This is a genomic window from Burkholderia lata, assembly GCF_902499335.1.
In the GTDB taxonomy this organism is placed as follows: domain Bacteria; phylum Pseudomonadota; class Gammaproteobacteria; order Burkholderiales; family Burkholderiaceae; genus Burkholderia; species Burkholderia lata_B.
The window spans coordinates 327,821-344,391 of the sequence record NZ_CABVQK010000005.1 but is presented as its reverse complement, the minus strand read 5'-3'; the positions used below and the strand labels follow the sequence as shown (position 1 = coordinate 344,391).

Below are 16,571 nucleotides of genomic sequence, written 5' to 3'. Positions count from 1 at the left end.
CGGCCCGCCGGCGAGCGGGCACGTGCGTCGGCCCTGCTCACACCATCGCGTTGTCGGCGCCGGGAATCTCGTGCGCCTTGATCTGCTTGCGCTGCAGCTTGTAGCGCAGCTTCCCGAGCATGCCGTCCTCGTGGCTGACGCGCGTGATGGTGCGCACGTAGTCGTCGTCCGGCGCGATGGCCTGCGCACCCATGATCCAGCGCACGCTTTCGCGATAGTCGTAAAGCGACTTGTCGTTGATGTCGGCCAGGACGAACGACAACGAGGCCATCGCGGCAGGATGGCCGGCTTCGGCATGTTGGCGCAGTTCGTCGACATAGCGATGGCGCGACGCATGATCTTCGATGTCGCCGATGAACATCAGCATGCACTCGAGACCGTCCGTATGCCCCATCTGGTGCGCCTTGCGCGCGGCCTCGACGGCCTCGACCTGCATGCGCGCGCGTTCGGCCCGATCCGTGCTGGTCTGCCCGATGTGGTGGTACGTGTATCCCAGCCGATACGCGGCCATGTTGCCGCCGGCCTCCATCGACTCGCGGAAGTAGTGGGCGGCGCGGTACGGGTCGGCCTCGACATGCATACCTTCCCTGTGGAAGCAGCCGAGCAGGTAATCGCATGAATCGCCGCCCGCCTCGTAGCCGAGCTGGCAGATTGCGATGGCATCGGCCGGGCGCCGGTTTTCATACTCCATCGCGGTGGCGAGCTGGTTCCATGCGAGCGAGCCGGGCTCGTTCAGGCGTGCGGCTTCCAGCCATGCATCGCCGCGCGCGTCGTCCTGTGCGAAACCGAACGTGCCGGTGCGATGCGCATAGCCGCGCAGGATCATTGCCGACGTGCAGGCGCGTGCGTCCGATGCGCGTTCGATCGCGCCGGTCAGCCAGTCGCCATGCGGATCAAGGCCGAGCATCAGCCGCAAACCCATCGCCATTGCGCGGTTGTCGTCGATCGGCTCGTTGCGTTCGGCTTCCTGAAGCCGCGCGTAGGCCTGTTCGTACTCGTTGCGCTTGAAATGGCTGTACGCGAGCCAGTGCAGCGTTTCCCAGCGGTGATACGGATGCAACGCGGCTTGCGCGCGTGCGAGCGTCGCGGCCATCGCGCGGCGTGCATCGTCGTCGTCGTCATCCGAATCCAGCGTATTGCCGGCGTAGTCGTCGCGCCAGATCTCGTGCAGCAGCCGGTCCTTCTCGACCGCGTCGAGGTGCGCGCACGCGTCGGACGCGACGAACGCGCGGACGTGGTCGTGCGAGCCGCCCCAGCGCGGCTGCATGTACCAGATGAAGGTGCGCATCGAGAAATACTGGTGCGGGTGAATGTGCAGCGTTGCCTCCATCCAGTACCACTTTTCCTTGCGCAGCTTCTTGCCCTGGACGGGGCCGGGCAGCGCGTCGGGAAATTCGGCCGGGCAGGCGACCGGCACGTCGGGATTCAATCCGGAGGGCGCGAGCATGCGCTGCAGTTCCGCGCGCGTGGCTTCGTCTTCGGCACCGATATTCAGGTGCAGTTCGGTGACGGGCCAGCGGCGCTCGCGCACGAACTGCGTGAGCCACTCGGGCTCGCCGAACGACGACACGCTCGTGAAGATCACCTTCGGCGCGCTCCACATCGTCGGCGCGAGCACCAGTGCGCGCAGCGCGGCGACGATCGTCAGCGTCGCGCACGCATGCGCGCAGATCCAGCCGGCTTCGGTCACCGTCTCGGCCCAGCCGCCGCCACGATATTCGTAGGCCCAGTGATGCCAGTAATGCGCTTCGCACAGCCACGCATGGGCGGAGCGCGGGTTCGCGGCCTGCCATGCGTGCAGGCGCGCGAGGCCTTCGGCGCCGGCTTCGATGCACGGCTGCACGTCGGCCGGCAGTGCGTCGACGTACAGCGCTTCGGCCGTGCGGTCGGTGAAGCTGGCCGCGAGCGCGGCGTCGAGCTGCGTGTCGAGCGCGGCAAAATCGCCCGCGCGCAGCAGCGTGTCGACATCGCAGATGAACCATCGGGACTTCGCGGGCGGAATCAGGTCGGCGGGAACGGAGGACATGTCGGTGTCGGCGGTCATGACGAAACGGGTTGGGGATCGAAGATGCGGTAGCGCTTCCACGGCAGCGAAAGCCAGTTTCCGGACGGATTGCGCAGGTGCTCGCGCACCTCCTGCGTGGCGCGCGACGACGCGGGGCCGTCCTGGCCGCTGCCGCGCAGCCAGTGCTGGCGTGCGCGCGCATACGCGAGCCCGAAGTCTTCCCAGCTGTCGAAGCTGTCCTGCGCGCGCTGAGCATTGAGCAGCAGCACGATCCACGCGTGCTGTTCGGACGCCCAGCCGAGCAGCGCGATGCAGCGCACGAGGAGCGCGGTGCGCGCGCAATCGAACGCCAGCGCGTCGCGCACGCGGCCTTCAGCCGCGAGCTGCTCATAGAAGCCCTCGTGCGAGCGGCCGACGCCGCGTATCCAGCTGGCGAGGATCGACGGCACGCGCTGCACGATCTGCCACTCGGGCAGGTCGGCCGGCAAGTCGAGTTCGCGCCGCAACTGGGCGGCGAGCTTGTCGCGCTGCGCGTCGGGCAGCGCGTACACGAGGTCGTCGCAATCGCAGCGCAGCCCGTTGCGGATCAGCAGGATGTCGGCAAGTGCGAGCGACCAGCGGCGGCGGTTCGGCGGCGCCTGGTCGGCGCGCGTGCGCGCGTGCGAGACCGCTGCGGTCTGCCGGACCGGCACCGCGGTGTCGGCGCCTGCGGCCTGGTCGGCGTCGACTTCGCGCACCATCCGCGCGGCGACACGGAATGAACGCCACACGTACCACACGAGCCATAGTGCGGCCGTGCCGATCAGCAGTTTCAGCATGACGCGCTCCCGTCCGCCGTCGCGGGAAACACCAGCGCCGCGCACAGCGCGGGATCGATCGGGATGCCTTCGATCGCAAAGGCTGTCGTATCAGCCGGCGGCGCGTCCGGGTCGCGCGCGGCCGGCAGCGCATCGGCCGGCAACGCATCGGCCGGCAACGCATGCCGCGCGGCCGCCGCGACGGCCGGGTCGATCTGCCTGAGCTGGCCGAGCGCATAGGGCGCGTTGCGCAGCAGCAGCCATTGCAGCACGGCGGGCGGTTGCGGGAAATGTTCGATCAGGTGGAAGTTCTCGCTCATCACGCTCAGCAGATGGTCGGGCGAGCGCACGTCGGTGACGAACGTCCATGCGCCGACGGCCGCGCCGGTCGTCTCCGGCTCGAACACGAGCCCCATGCCTTCGCAATCGGGATGGCGTTCGCCGCGCGGCCCGAGCGCACGCAGGAACTGGCGGACGTCGTCGGCGTAGCGGCGCACCGGATGGCGGTTCTGCTTGCCCTTGATCTGGTCGATGCGCAGGCCGTTACCGGTCACCTGCAGGCTGATCGTCACGTGCGGCTGGTTGCCCGCGCCGCGCAGCGTGAACAGGCGCAGTCGTCCTTCCTGCGCGGCTTGCGCATACTGTTCGCCGTAGCCGCCGCGCAGCCGGCGGCGATCGGCGAACTGGCCGAGGCAATGCTGCATGTAGTACGACTCGTAGGCGAGTTCCTCGCGCAGCGCCGCGTGATCGCCCGCGAATTCGAACACGACCCCGTTCGGCGTGCGCAGCACCTCGCGCAGCGCGAGGCCGCTGCTCGGCACCCAGCCCTTGTCGCGGCGCGCCTGCATCCGCTGGTGCTCGCGCTCCCACATGTCGAGCGCCATCGCGCACGTGATGCGCTGCAGCTTCTGCGCGAGCCGCGTGCCGGCGCGCGAGCGCAGGAATTCGACCAGCACGCGCTCTCGGTCGGTCAGCAGCATGTGGTCGGGATCGATGAAGTAGAGCGGCTTCGGCTCGACGGCCGGCAGCGGTACCGGATCGGCCGCTGCGCCGGATGCCGGTTGCGGGCGGAACCGGCGCACGAGCCAGTCGGGCGCGGGCCGGTCGGCACCGGCGAGTGCGCGGTAGTCGGCCAGCGAATCGAGCGGCCGCGCCTGTTCGAACGCGCCGACGACCCAGCGGAAGAAATGGTTGCCGAGCCACGCGCGGATCTCGGCCGGATCGCCGCGCTCGGTGCTGCGGCGTGCGATGGCTGCCTTGATGTCGGGCGCATTGACGACATCGCGCGGCCGATAGGCGGGCGCGGCCACGGTTTCGGTCACGGGGTCCCTCTCCGGTCAGGCAGGGCGTGCGCGGACGGTACGCGCGGGACCCTGGCGGTTCTTTCGGCTGGCGGGCGAAGCGGCGAACGGGCGCGCGAGCGGGGCGCGGCGGCGTTGCGTGGTTTCGCTGCGGGGCGGTCGATGCGTGAAAATCACGCGACCGGGCGGCAGCCAATGACGCGGGAGCGGGCGATCAGCGAATGGCGATTCATTGTTTCTCTCAGGATGGATCTTATTTTTTGCTTCCGCGAGTCTACTGCGATCCGCGCGGGTGAATCAATCATGCTGCGTGCCCGCGTATGCGGATCTGACAAGACTTATCTCTTTTTCAGCGATTTTCGGTGCGGTGCGATTCGGTCGCCGGATTGAATGCCGTTAAAACCGACGATTTTTTCCGGCAAACCGGCGAGCGTTCCTGGAATAACGTCCGGTTGAGTCGAGGCTTCGCGTATCCCATAAGTTTTTCTTTCGGCTCGCGCAACATATCGTCGATTGTTGGCGGCCGGCTGACAGGAGATAGTCCTGCTTCGGCAGACCGGCCGCCGCGATTTACGCATGGCGCGGCCGGATCCGTTGTCCACGCAACCATCAGAAATAAAAGGAACCGCAACCATGCGATTCAACGCGACACGCTTCGCCGCGACCCTGTTCGTCGCCGCGTGCGCCACCGCCACGGCCGGCCGTGCGGCCGCCGCCACGCAGGACGACCTTCACGACACCGTGACCCGTCACATCGCGCCGCTGATGAAGCAGTACGCGATTCCCGGGATGGCGATCGGCATCGTCGCCGACGGCAAGCCCTACGTGTTCGACTACGGCGTGATGTCGACGCAAACCGGCAAGCCCGTCACCGGCGACACGCTGTTCGAAATCGGCTCCGTCAGCAAGACGCTGACCGCGACACTCGCGGCCGACGCGCAGGAGGGCGGCGAACTGTCGCTGGCCGACCCGGTGGGCAAGTACCTGCCCGCGCTGCAGGGCAAGCCGTTCGGCGTCGTGACGCTGCGCGATCTCGGCACGCACACGTCCGGCGGCATGCCGGTGCAGGTGCCGGACAGCATCCGCGACGACGCGGGCCTGATCCGCTATCTCGACGCGTGGCGGCCCGCGCATGCGCCGGGTACGTACCGCACGTATTCGAACGTGTCGGTCGGCATGCTCGGCTGGCTCACCGCGAAGGCGATGCACAAGGATTTCTCGGCGCTGATGGAGCAGCGGCTCTTTCCCGCGCTCGGCATGACGCACACGTACATCAACGTGCCGGAAGCACGCAAGGCCGACTACGCACAGGGCTATACGCAGGACGGCAAGCCGATGCGGATGACGGGCGGCATGCTGTGGCAGCCGGCCTACGGCGTGCGGACCACGGCGGCTGACCTGCTGCGCTTCGTGCAGGCGAACATGGGGCTGATCGAAACCGCGCCGCGCCTGCAGCGCGCGCTCGAACGCACGCACACCGGCTATTTCCGCTCGGGGCCGCTGACGCAGGACCTGATCTGGGAACAGTATCCGTATCCGGTCGCGCTGCCGACGCTGCTCGAAGGCAACTCGATGAAGATGCTGCGCGACGGGTTACCGGCCGCCGCGATCAAGCCGCCGCTCGCGCCGAGCGCGGATACGTGGATCAACAAGACGGGCTCGACCAACGGCTTCAGTACCTATGTCGCGTTCGTCCCGTCGAAGCGGATCGCGATCGTGATGCTCGCGAACCGCAGCTATCCGAACGAGGACCGCGTGAAGGCCGCGTACGGAATCCTCGGAGCGCTCGACGGCCGACGGTAACGTTTCCACGGGAGGGCCAGTCGTGCCACCTGGCCGGCCCTCCCCAAAAAACCTGATACCTGTATCGGCACGCTTCTGCAAAACGAAATACGTGCATCGCATCCCCTGAGCAGAATCCGGGCAGATCTCCGGGCGTGTCCGGATAGTCCAGTCAGGGGGAAACATGAGGAAGACCACTCTCGCGCGGCTGCTGTGCGGGCTGACCTTGGTCGGCGCGCTCGGCGCGTGCGGCGGCAACATGGATGGCTCGGGCGGCGCGGCAGGCGCGTCGACGAACGCGGCCGGCGGGTCCGGCGGCACCGATAACGGCAAGGGCAACGGCGGCAACCCGCCGGGCCAGCAAGTCACGAACCGCGCGCTCGTGATCGAGCTCGACGGCGTCACCTATGCGGCGCTGACGGCCGGTATCGCGGCCGGCACGCTGCCGAACCTCGCGAAGCTGCACGTCGCGCCCGCCTACAGCGGCGGCGTCAACGGCCTGCTGTCGCAGCAGCCGAACCTCGACACGCCGAGCTGGGCCACGCTGCTCACCGGCGCGTGGGGCAACCGTCACCAGGTGCTGTCCGATGCACCGAACCAGGCGCTGCAGGCGCCCACCACCTTCGACACGCTGAAGACCGCGAGCGCGGGCCTGCTCGGCGCGGCCGTCGGGTCGCCGGCGCTCGCGTCGCTGCTGACCGCCGGGCGCAACGCGGGCAGTCTCGATACGCTCGCGAACTGCGCGGCGGTCGACAGCTGCGTCACGCAGCAAGGCGCCACGATGATCCAGCAGGGCTACTCGCTCGTCGTCGCGCAGTACCACTCGGCGCAGGATGCGGCGCTGAACTACGGCCTCGGCGCGTCGGCGTACGCGAACACGCTGCAGCAGCTCGACGCGGCCGTCGGTGCGCTCGTGGCCGAAACCGCGAAGCGCAACAAGGAGAACTGGCTGGTCGTCGTCACCGGCGGCCATGGCCTGAACGCGGCGGGCGGCAGCGACGGCCTGCCGCTGCTGTCCGAATCGACGACCTTCATCGCGATGAACCAGGCTGACAACGGGCGGCTGGGCAGCGCCGCGCAGCCGGCGTCGCTGGCCGACCTGCACACGCGCGCCAGCATCGCCGATATCGCGCCGACCGTGCTTGCACAGCTCGGCGCGTTGCCCGCGCCGTCCGCGTATGAAATGGACGGCGGCGAACTGATCGGCACGCAACCGGTGTCGCAGCTCGCCGGCGCGGCGAGTGCCGACGGGCACAGCGTCGTGCTGACGTGGGCGGCGCCCGCGAGCGGCGCGATCGCGGTGTACCGCGCGGGCCGGCAGATCGCGACGCTGCCGGCCGGCACGACGAGCTATACCGACAGCAATCTCGGCCTGACCGCGGCCGGCACCTACAGCTTCGACTACGTGGTGACGGCGGGCGGTGCGCCGCTCGGCAACATCGCGCGGATCGCGTACGTGCCGCCGCCGCCCCCGCCGCCGCCGCTCGCGACGACGCTGAAGAACGGTCTTGCGTCGTACTATCCGTTCGGTGCGCTGCCGGCCGTCGATGCGCTGAACGCGAGCACGATGGGCCCGTTCTCGGCCGCGGCGAACGGCGGTTCGCTGACCACTGATCCGTTCGGCGGGCAGGCGCTGCAGGTGACGACGCAGACCGTCGACACGAACGGCTACGACGGCTACAAGCTCGTGCAGAACGCCGATATCGCGACACAGGCGCAGTTCACGATCGGCATGTGGCTGAAGACGCCGTGTACCGACGTGGTCGGCTTCGGCACGCCGGTGTTCGCGAACAAGAACTGGCAGAGCGGCAAGAACGCGGGCCTCGCGATCGGGCTGTTCCCGCAGGCATCGGGCGCGCCGTCGGGCACCTGCAACATCCAGTACAACGCGGGCGACGGCACGACCCGCAACGACCTGAAGACGATGAGCGTGAGCGCGAACCAGTGGGTGTATGCGGCATTCGTGATCGACACGGTCGGCAAGACGATGACGGCCTACACGTTCGACCCGGTGCTCGGCGAACAGAAGCAGAGCACGCCGCTCACGGTATCGGCGGCCGCGCTGCCGGGCCTCGGCACGAAGACCTTCGGCGTGAACGAGGACGGCACGGGCCAGTACCACATGCTCGCGTGCGGTTACCCGGCGAGCCACTACAGCGGCGGCTACACGGTCAACGCGTGCACGACGGTCAAGCCGAACGTGGAGAGCTTCTCCGACGTCGCGATGTGGAACCGCGTCGTGACCGAAACCGAACTGCAGTCGGTCGCGGGCTCGGGCAAGCCGCTGTCGACGATCCTTCACTGACGGAGTGCCGACATGAACATGACGAACCTGCGCCGCGTGCGCGTCGCGCTCGCCGCCTGCGTGCTGAGCGCGCTGGTCGCCGGTTGCGGCGGCGACGATTCGGGCGGCACGGCCGCGAGCGCCGCGAAGGCGAACGCCGCGCCGGCAGGCGCGGGCGGCGCGAGCGCGCCCGTGCCGATCGTCGTGGCGCCGGGCGCCGGCCCGTGCCCCGCGTCGGGCACGGCGGCGCTGCCGTCGCCGTTGCTGAACTCGCAGCTGCGCTGCGCGCCGTGACGCGCGCGCCTTTCCGGGACGACCTTCCTTCTCGACCATGACTTCCATCGACCGCCGTTCGTTTCTCCGTGCCGCCGCCGCCGGCACGGCCTTCTCGATGTTCCCGCCGGCCATCCGGCGCGCGCTCGCGATTCCGGCCAACAACCAGACCGGCACGATCAACGACGTGCAGCACGTCGTGATCTTCATGCAGGAAAACCGCTCGTTCGACCATTACTTCGGCACGATGCCCGGCGTGCGCGGCTTCGGCGACCGCCTGACGATCCCGCAGCCGGGCGGCACGCCCGTGTGGCAGCAGAACGACGGCAAGCGCCCGGTGCTGCCGTTCTACCTCGACAGCACGAAGGGCAACGCGCTGCTCGTCGGCGGCGCGCACTCGTGGACCGATTCGCACTCGGCGTGGGACAACGGCCGGATGACCGCGTGGCCCGCGTCGAAGGGCGACGCGTCGATGGGCTATCTGCGCCAGTCCGACCTGCCGTTCCACTTCGCGCTGGCGAACGCGTTCACGCTGTGCGACGCGTATCACTGCTCGCTGCACGGCGGCACCAACTCGAACCGGATCTTCCTGTGGACCGGCACCAACGGCCCGACGGCATCGTCGAACGTGGCCGTCGTGAACAACGACGGCTGGGACGGCCTCGGTTCGTCGAAGACGGGCCTGACGTGGACGACCTACCCGGAGCGCCTGCAGGCGGCCGCCGTGAGCTGGAAGGTCTACCAGAACATGCCGGACAACTACACCGACAACCCGCTCGCGGGCTTCGCGACGTTCCGCAAGGTCAACGAGACGGTGCCGGGCTCGCCGAACGCGCCCTATACGCCCGCGATGGAAGCGCTGTCGCCGCTGTACAAGGGGATCGGCAACACGATGCCCGACGGCGGCTTCCTGCAGTCGCTCGCCGACGACATCGCGGCGAACCGGATGCCGCAGGTGAGCTGGATCGTGTCGCCCACCGCGTACTGCGAGCACCCGGGCGCGTCGACGCCGGGGCAGGGCGCGTACTACCTGCAGCGCCTGCTCGACACGCTGACCGCGAACCCGGACGTGTGGAGCAAGACCGTGCTCATCGTGAACTACGACGAGAACGACGGTTTCTTCGATCACATGCCGCCGCCGAACGCGCCGTCGCGCAACGCGGACGGCACGTACGCGGGCAAGTCGACCGTGACCACGCAGTACGAGTACTTCACCGTGCCGAATCCGCCCGGCGATTCGTCGCCGCTCGCGCCGGACGGACGCCCGTACGGGCCGGGACCGCGCGTGCCGATGTTCGTCGTGTCGCCGTGGAGCACGGGCGGCTGGGTCAACTCCGAGGTGTTCGACCATACGTCGGTGCTGCGCTTCATCGAGCAGCGCTTCGGCGTGCAGGAGCCGAACATCAGCCCGTGGCGTCGCGCGGTGTGCGGCGACCTGACGTCGGCCTTCAACTTCAAGAACCCGAACGGCAACCCGACGACGTCGTTCCCGGCGCCGACCAAGGCCGCGGCCGATGCGCAGCACGTGCAGCAAAGCCTGCAGGGCGCGGTGCCGGTGCCGTCGGTCGGTTCGCAGCAGATGCCGACGCAGCCGGCCGGCACGCGTCCGTCGCGCGCGCTGCCGTACGAGCTGCACACGAGCGCGAGCGCCGATGTATCGGGCGGGCTGGTGTGGCTCACGTTCAGCAATACCGGCACGGCCGGTGCGGTGTTCCACGTGTACGACAAGCTGCATCTCGATCGCGCGCCGCGCCGCTATACGGTCGAGGCGGGCAAGCAGTTGTCGGATTCGTGGCGCGCGGTGGCCGACGATGCGGGCAACTACGATCTGTGGGTACTCGGGCCGAACGGCTTCCTGCGCGAATTCCAGGGCAACGTCGCGAAGGCGGCGAGCGGGCCCGTGCCGGAGATCCGCGTGTGCTACGACCCGGCGAACGACGCCGTGTACCTGACGATCATGAACGTCGGCAACGCGGCGAGCCAGGTCACGGTCACGTCGAACGCGTATCGCACCGACGGCCCGTGGAGTTACGCGGTACCGGCCGGGATGCAGGTCGAGCCGTACTGGACGCTTGCCGCGTCGAGCGGCTGGTACGACTTCACGCTGACGGCCGAGAACGGCCTTGTGCGCCGCTTCGCGGGCCGCGTCGAGACCGGCAAGGACAGCATCAGCGATCCGGCGATGGGCGTGTCCAGCTGACGGGCGCCGGCCGCACGGCCGGCGTCGCATCACCGGTTGCCGCCGGCGCGCCGACCCGCGCCGGCGGCTTTTTGTGCGCGGCCTCGATTCGACGGGGCCGCGCGTTTTTCATTCATTCCCGTTCACACGACGCTTCATTCGATGACGCAACTCGCGCTTTTCGATCTCGACTTCACCCTCATTCCGTTCGACAGCGACCAGGCCTGGGGCCATTTCATGGTCGAGCATGGCCTTATCGACGCGGCCGAATTCGCCCGCATCGACGCCGCGTTCTCGGCCGGTTACGCGGCCGGCACGCTCGACATCCATGCGCACCTGTGCAACATGCTCGCGCCGCTCGCCCGCTATTCGCGGGAACGTCTCGCGCACTGGCACGCGTGCTTCATGGCCGACGTCGTGCGGCCCGCGATCTCGCCCGCCGCGCTCGAGCTCGTGCGTCATCATCGCGCGCGCGGTGACCTGTGCTGCGTCGTCACCGCGACGAATGCGTTCATCACGCGGCCGATCGCGCGCGCGTTCGGCATCGATGCGCTGATCGCGTGCGAGCTCGAAACCGTCGACGGGCGCCCCGATTCGCGCTATACGGGGCGGCCGGCGTGCCGAGCTATCGGGAAGGGAAGATCGTGCGTACCGACGCGTGGCTCGCGTCACTCGGGCTCGCGTGGTCCGACTTCGAGCGCAGCTGGTTCTACAGCGATTCGCACAACGACATCCCGCTGCTCGAGCGCGTCACCGATGCGGTCGCAACCAATCCGGACGAGCGGCTGCGTGTGCTGGCGACGGCACGTGACTGGCAGATCGTGGAGCTGTTCGAAACGGTGTGAGCACACGCGTTGTCACGCGCGGGCCCGCGTGCTTTCGTCGTGGCGTTCGACGTTGGCCATGAACGCGGTAATCAGCCGCGTGCCGGCGCGCGCGTCGAGGTAGTACAGGTATTCGTGCATCGGCGGCAGATCGTCGACGAACGCGACCGCGCGCAGTTCCGGATGCGCGCCGACCTCGCCGCGCGGCATCAGCGTGCAGCCCATGTCGTGCCGCACGGCTTCGCGGATCGCTTCGCGGCTGCCGAGCTCGATCGCGTTCGCGGGCAGCCCGATGCCCGCGTGCTTCAGCACGTGCTCCATCAGCGCGCGCGTGCGCGAGCCGGCTTCGCGCAGCAGCAGCGTCTCGCCGGCCAGTGTGGCGAGCGCGACCGACTCGCGCGCGGCGAGCCGATGCGAACGGTGCACGACCAGCACGAGCGGATCGTTCGCGATCGTATGCCGCACGAAACGCGGATCGTCGTCGCGCTGCGACGACACGGCAACATCGCAGCGAAAATCGACGAGCGCGTCGAGCACCTGCTGCGAGTTGCCGATCTCGATACTGATCTTCACGGCCGGATACTGGCGCCGGAACGCGGCGATCGCGGGCAGGATGTAGAACGGGCCGGTGGTGCCGACGCGCAGGTTGCCGGTATGCAGTTCGCGCTCGTTGCGCAGCGCGAAATCGATATCGTTCTCCATCTGCAGCATCTGGCCGATCATCGGCATCAGCGACGCGCCTGCGTCGCTGAGATCGAGACGGTTGCCGCGGCGATGGAACAGCTCGACGCCGTAATGGCGCTCGAGCTGCTGGATGCGCGACGTGATCGTCGGCTGGCTCACGTCGAGGCGCTTCGCGGCCGCGGTCACGCTTCCCTGGCGGGCGGTTTCGTAGAAGGCGGCGAGAAGCAGGGCAAGCATGGCGACACACTGGACGAGACGAGCGGAAATTACCGGCCGCGTGTGTCAATTCCATGTCATCGGCGTGGATGTGCGTGGCAAATTGGGGCGCGATGTGGCGTGCACCGCGCCGCGGTCACCGCTTATTCGGGCGGCTGCTCGTCGTAGGCGACGAAGATTTTCCGTGTGCGTTCGACGACTTCCCACGTGCCGCGAAAGCCCGGCGGAATCACGAAGCGATGGCCGGCGCGAAGGGTTTTCGCGTTGCCTTCCTCGTCGGTGATCACCGACGTGCCTTCCAGGATCTCGCAGTATTCGGCTTCGGTGTACGCGACGTGCCAGCAGCCGGGCGTGCTTTCCCAGATGCCGGTCGAGAAGCGGCCGCACGGGCTCGCGAAGCCGGGGGTGAGCGTCTGCAGCGGGTCGCCGGCAATCAGCTTCTCGGGCGGCACGCGGTATTGCACCGGTTCGCCGTTCGGGGTGAGGGCATCGGTGATGGCGGAAATGTCGAGCACGGCTGGCATCCTTCGTCGAAGTGAAATGAACGCGCCGATGGCGCGTTCGCATGATTCCATATTTGCGCGAGGGATTGGCGGTTGCCGGCGTCGCGGGATCACGGCCCGGCGTGGCGATGCGCGATCGCACGGCCTTGACGAACGCTTATGATCAGCGGACGACGCGGCAGCTGCATGCGCGAGAGACGAAAGGAGAGACGGTTGAGCCTCACATGGGATGGAATCACGCGCGCCGACGTACTTGACGAAGCGGAGGTCGCGCGCCGGCACGCGTTGGCCGATGCTGCACGCAACGGCGACTGGGCGACGATGCTGGATCTCGTTGCGAAACAGTCCAGGCTCGTCAACACGACACGGCTGGGCGGCTCGTCGCTCTATACACTGCTGCATCAGGCGGCTTACAGCGGCGCGCCGAAAGAGGTTGTCGTCGAGCTGTTGCAGCTCGGCGCATGGCGCATGCTGCGCGATGCACGTGGTGCACGCCCGGTCGATATTGCCGAGCAGCGCGGGCATCGACATCTCGTCGATCTGCTGACGCCGCAGCCGCGACGCTTCGTGCCCGACGAAACGCTGCGTGACATCCAGCGCCACTTCCACGACATGATTCGCGGCCGCATCGCCCACCTGCGCGTCGACGCGCTGCGCCTGCCCGAACTCGAACCGCTGCTTGAACTCGGCGCGCAGGCCGAACGCGTATGGTTCGCGGTGCCGGGCATGTACGGCGGGTTCGACTATGCGCTGCGCACCGACGGCGCCGCAGCCGTGCTCGTATCCGCAAGCTGGAGCCGCGTGGTCGGCGGCTCGGGCCAGCGGCACGAGATCACGGCGCACGGCAGCACGCTGGTCGATGAAGGCTTCGTGTGACGGCGTTGCGCCGTCACGTTACCGCTCAGGCGACGGCCGTGTCCGTTGCGGCGACTGCCGCAGCACCGCGCGGGGCCGAAGCCCGTGCTGCCGCCGCACCCGCAAGCCGCCGATAGCGCGCGAGCGCCCACAGCGGGAAGTACGCGGTATAGCCGTGATACTTCAGGTAGAAGATGCGCGGAAAGCCCGGCGCATTGTGCGAGCGGTGCCACCAGAAGCCGTCTTCCTGCTGGACCGACTGCAGATACGCGATGCCGCGCTTCACCGAATCGGATTCGCAGTCGCCGAACGCCATCTGCGCGAGCAGCGCCCACGCGGTGAAGTTCGACGTGCTCTCGCCGCCATTGGTGCCGCTCAGCTTCGGGTCGATATAGCTGTCGTTCGTCTCGCCCCAGCCGCCGTCCGCATGCTGTCGCGAGCGCAGCCATTCGATCGCGCGGGCGATATACGGCTGCGACTTGTCCTCGCCGGCAAGCGCGAGGCCGGCCAGCACGCTCCACGTACCGTAGATGTAGTTCGTGCCCCAGCGGCCCCACCAGCTGCCGTCGGGCTGCTGCGTGCGCTTCACGTAGTCGATGCAGCGCGCGACCGACGCGCGTTCGTCCGCACGTTTGGTCACGCCGAAGCACAGCAGCACGCGGCCCGACACGTCCTCGGTCGGCGGATCGAGCAGTGCGCCGTGATCGGCGAACGGGATCGCGTTCAGGTACAGGCGGTCGCAGTCGGCATCGAACGCCGCGAAGCCGCCGTTGCGCGATTGCAGCCCGCGCATCCAGTCGAGCGCGCGCGCGACACGCGGCGCATACGGGTTCGTGCCGTCCGCGTTGCGATGCGTGCGGCCGCGGCGATCGAGCATCGCTGTGACGACTGCCGTGTCGTCGATGTCGGGGTAATACGGGTTCGCGTACTGGAATGCCCATCCGCCCGGTTGAACGTCGGCCGGCGCGTTCTCGATCCAGTCGCCGCGCAGGTCGTTCACCTGTCGTTCGGCCAGCCAGTCGTATGCGCGCGTGATGCGTGCGTCGAGTGCGCGCCGTGCGTCGTCCGGCTCGCCGTCTTCCGGCACCGCCACGCCGCGCGCCTGCTCGAGCGCCATCGTGCTCCATGCGGTATCCCACACCGGCGACAGGCACGGCTGGCAATACATGCTGCCGTCGGGCCGCGTGACCAGCAGCTTGTCCAGCGCAGCGTCGCAGTCGCGACGCAGCGGGTGATCGTCCGGGTAGCCGAGCACCTGCATCATCTGATTGGCATACACGATCGGCGGGAAGATGCCGCCGAGCCCGTCCTCGCCGTTCATGCGCTCCGCGCACCACGCCTCGGCATGGCGGATCGCGCGCTGCCGCAGGCCCTTCGGCATCAGCGGCTCGACATGACGCACCGTGCGGTCGAGCGCGAGGAACAGCCTGCGCATGCCGCGCGCGGGCGGGAAGTATTGACGCTCCTCGTCCGGCGGCGTGACGAACAGCTCGTGGATCGAGATGTTGCGCGGATTGCGGGCGCGCGCCTTCAGCGAACACAGCACGAGCAGCGGCACCATCGTCGTGCGCGCCCAGTACGCGACCTTGTACATCGAGATCGGCACCCACTTCGGGAACAGCACGAATTCGATCGGCATGAACGGCGCGGCGCGCCACGGCACCTGGCCGAACGTCGCGAGCAGGATGCGCGTGAACACGTTCGAGCGTGCCGCGCCGCCGAGCTTCAGGATCGCGTCGCGCGCGCGGATCATGTGCGGCGCGTGTTCGCTGTCGCCGGCCGCCTTCAACGCGAAGTACGCCTTTACGCTGCACGACACGTCCGGATCGCCGTCGACGTACAGCGCCCAGCCGCCGTGCGTGTCGAGCCGCTGGGTCGCGCGCAGGTAGCGCGCCATCTTCTCCTGGCGGATGTCGTCGATCTTGTCCATGAAATGCATCATCAGGATGTATTCCGCGGTGATCGTCGCGTCGGATTCGAGTTCGAAACACCAGCTGCCGTCGGGCTGCTGGAGACGCATGAGGGCGTCGCGTCCACGGGCGATGGCGGTGTCGAGCGCGGACCAGGGGGAAGGGGTGGGTGTAGTCATGCGGCGGATCATACCATCCGGCCGGAATGTTTATATCGAGACGCCCGGGTGCTACCATCCGCACCATGAAAACACACCTCGAACCCGCGCCGCACGATGCGTCCGCGCCCGTCGAACCGGCTGGAACGGCCGGTGCGCGGGCGCCTGAGGCATCCTCGGCGCCGGCCGTCGCCACCGCCGGCGTGCGTCGAAAAAAAGCGCCTGATCAGGTGCGCGCGCAGTTGCTGGCAGCCGCATCGGAAATCGCGACACATCACGGCGTGGCCGCGTTGACGCTCGATGCGGTGGCCGAGCGCGCCGGCGTGACGAAGGGCGCGCTGCAGTATCACTTCGCGAACAAGCAGGGGTTGCTGGATGCGCTGTTCGGTCAGGCGACCGAGCGGTTCGCCGCGCAGATGGTCGCGCGGGTGGCGGCGGATGCCGACGGCGCCGGTGCGGCGGCACGGGCGTACGTGCATGCGGTGCTGGACGAGTCGCATCCGGCCGCGAGCACCGATGTGCTGCGCGTGCTGGTTGCGTCGATGATTACCGACCAGGACACGCGCGAGCGATGGTCGGTGCCGATGCGCGAATGGACGCGGCCCGACCCGGTGCCGCTCGAGCAGGCCGCGACCTTGATGATCTGCCGGCTCGCCGCCGACGGGCTGTGGATCTCGAAACTGCTCGACAGCGTCGAGGTATCGGCCGAGTTGCGCACGGAGATCGTCCGGCAGCTCGACGCGATGAGCCACGGCGTGTTTCCGAAGGGGCGCGACGGCGCCGCGTGATGCATGCGCGGT

13 protein-coding genes and 1 pseudogene are annotated in these 16,571 nt (G+C 68.4%); 7 read left to right on the top strand and 7 right to left on the bottom strand.

Going from position 1 to position 16,571, the window contains the following annotated elements; genetic code table 11:
• Positions 1–37 precede the first annotated feature (37 nt).
• The 4 genes from BCO18175_RS14625 to BCO18175_RS14610 all read right to left on the bottom strand — a co-directional run bounded on the left by BCO18175_RS14625 (position 38) and on the right by BCO18175_RS14610 (position 4,738).
• A complete protein-coding gene (locus BCO18175_RS14625; RefSeq protein WP_254608075.1) occupies positions 38–2,026 on the bottom strand; it encodes a DUF4034 domain-containing protein in 1,989 nt (662 codons plus the stop codon).
• Positions 2,027–2,040: 14 nt separating this feature from the next.
• Complete coding sequence (locus BCO18175_RS14620) at positions 2,041–2,823, bottom strand: DUF1266 domain-containing protein (protein WP_174981872.1); 783 nt, start codon at positions 2,821–2,823, stop codon at positions 2,041–2,043.
• Entirely contained in the window at positions 2,817–4,124 is a 1,308-nt protein-coding gene (locus tag BCO18175_RS14615) for a hypothetical protein (RefSeq protein WP_174981870.1), read from the bottom strand. Before BCO18175_RS14615 ends, BCO18175_RS14620 begins: the two co-directional genes overlap by 7 nt.
• 317 nt (positions 4,125–4,441) lie before the next feature.
• Positions 4,442–4,738, bottom strand: coding sequence for a hypothetical protein (locus tag BCO18175_RS14610; RefSeq protein WP_174981868.1), 297 nt, complete (start codon positions 4,736–4,738; stop codon positions 4,442–4,444).
• Here BCO18175_RS14610 and ampC point away from each other — a divergent pair.
• The 5 genes and pseudogenes from ampC to BCO18175_RS14585 all read left to right on the top strand — a co-directional run bounded on the left by ampC (position 4,737) and on the right by BCO18175_RS14585 (position 11,466).
• Complete coding sequence (ampC, locus tag BCO18175_RS14605; protein WP_174981866.1) at positions 4,737–5,906, top strand: class C beta-lactamase; 1,170 nt, start codon at positions 4,737–4,739, stop codon at positions 5,904–5,906. The two genes, BCO18175_RS14610 and ampC, sit on opposite strands and share 2 nt — an antisense overlap.
• Before the next feature lie 163 nt (positions 5,907–6,069).
• Positions 6,070–8,190: a hypothetical protein gene (locus BCO18175_RS14600; protein WP_174981864.1), complete on the top strand. Its 2,121-nt coding sequence runs from the start codon at positions 6,070–6,072 to the stop codon at positions 8,188–8,190.
• A 12-nt stretch (positions 8,191–8,202) separates the two neighbouring features.
• Positions 8,203–8,463 carry a hypothetical protein gene (locus tag BCO18175_RS14595; protein WP_174981862.1) on the top strand — a complete coding sequence of 87 codons (261 nt, stop codon included), beginning with the start codon at positions 8,203–8,205 and terminating at the stop codon, positions 8,461–8,463.
• A 37-nt stretch (positions 8,464–8,500) separates the two neighbouring features.
• Positions 8,501–10,642 (top strand): phosphocholine-specific phospholipase C, encoded by a 2,142-nt coding sequence (locus BCO18175_RS14590; protein ID WP_174981859.1) that lies wholly within the window; start codon positions 8,501–8,503, stop codon positions 10,640–10,642.
• A 141-nt stretch (positions 10,643–10,783) separates the two neighbouring features.
• Positions 10,784–11,466: pseudogene (locus BCO18175_RS14585) on the top strand (HAD family hydrolase).
• Between the two features lie 12 nt (positions 11,467–11,478).
• Here the strand turns inward: BCO18175_RS14585 and BCO18175_RS14580 are convergent.
• Positions 11,479–12,366: a LysR substrate-binding domain-containing protein gene (locus tag BCO18175_RS14580; RefSeq protein ID WP_174981857.1), complete on the bottom strand. Its 888-nt coding sequence runs from the start codon at positions 12,364–12,366 to the stop codon at positions 11,479–11,481.
• A 122-nt stretch (positions 12,367–12,488) separates the two neighbouring features.
• Complete coding sequence (locus tag BCO18175_RS14575) at positions 12,489–12,860, bottom strand: cupin domain-containing protein (protein ID WP_438820497.1); 372 nt, start codon at positions 12,858–12,860, stop codon at positions 12,489–12,491.
• 201 nt (positions 12,861–13,061) lie between these two features.
• Here BCO18175_RS14575 and BCO18175_RS14570 point away from each other — a divergent pair, with 201 nt between their 5' ends.
• Positions 13,062–13,724: an ankyrin repeat domain-containing protein gene (locus BCO18175_RS14570; RefSeq protein WP_174981854.1), complete on the top strand. Its 663-nt coding sequence runs from the start codon at positions 13,062–13,064 to the stop codon at positions 13,722–13,724.
• Positions 13,725–13,749: 25 nt separating this feature from the next.
• Here the strand turns inward: BCO18175_RS14570 and shc are convergent, their stop codons facing one another.
• On the bottom strand, positions 13,750–15,804 hold the full coding sequence (gene shc, locus BCO18175_RS14565; RefSeq protein ID WP_174981852.1) for a squalene--hopene cyclase: 2,055 nt from the start codon (positions 15,802–15,804) through the stop codon (positions 13,750–13,752).
• Between the two features lie 53 nt (positions 15,805–15,857).
• On the opposite strand from shc, the gene BCO18175_RS14560 reads away from it, so the two are divergent.
• On the top strand, positions 15,858–16,559 hold the full coding sequence (locus tag BCO18175_RS14560) for a TetR/AcrR family transcriptional regulator (RefSeq protein ID WP_174981850.1): 702 nt from the start codon (positions 15,858–15,860) through the stop codon (positions 16,557–16,559).
• The last annotated feature ends 12 nt before the right edge of the window (positions 16,560–16,571 follow it).

What these genes read in the sequence shown, in the direction of transcription:
- BCO18175_RS14590 (WP_174981859.1), top strand. Translation starts at nt 8,501, where the DNA reads ATGACTTCCATCGACCGCCGTTCGTTTCTCCGTGCCGCCGCCGCCGGC.
- BCO18175_RS14620 (WP_174981872.1), bottom strand. Translation starts at nt 2,823, where the DNA reads ATGCTGAAACTGCTGATCGGCACGGCCGCACTATGGCTCGTGTGGTAC.
- BCO18175_RS14560 (WP_174981850.1), top strand. Translation starts at nt 15,858, where the DNA reads ATGAAAACACACCTCGAACCCGCGCCGCACGATGCGTCCGCGCCCGTC.
- BCO18175_RS14625 (WP_254608075.1), bottom strand. Translation starts at nt 2,026, where the DNA reads ATGTCCTCCGTTCCCGCCGACCTGATTCCGCCCGCGAAGTCCCGATGG.
- BCO18175_RS14595 (WP_174981862.1), top strand. Translation starts at nt 8,203, where the DNA reads ATGAACATGACGAACCTGCGCCGCGTGCGCGTCGCGCTCGCCGCCTGC.
- shc (WP_174981852.1), bottom strand. Translation starts at nt 15,804, where the DNA reads ATGATCCGCCGCATGACTACACCCACCCCTTCCCCCTGGTCCGCGCTC.
- ampC (WP_174981866.1), top strand. Translation starts at nt 4,737, where the DNA reads ATGCGATTCAACGCGACACGCTTCGCCGCGACCCTGTTCGTCGCCGCG.
- BCO18175_RS14610 (WP_174981868.1), bottom strand. Translation starts at nt 4,738, where the DNA reads ATGGTTGCGGTTCCTTTTATTTCTGATGGTTGCGTGGACAACGGATCC.
- BCO18175_RS14580 (WP_174981857.1), bottom strand. Translation starts at nt 12,366, where the DNA reads ATGCTTGCCCTGCTTCTCGCCGCCTTCTACGAAACCGCCCGCCAGGGA.
- BCO18175_RS14600 (WP_174981864.1), top strand. Translation starts at nt 6,070, where the DNA reads ATGAGGAAGACCACTCTCGCGCGGCTGCTGTGCGGGCTGACCTTGGTC.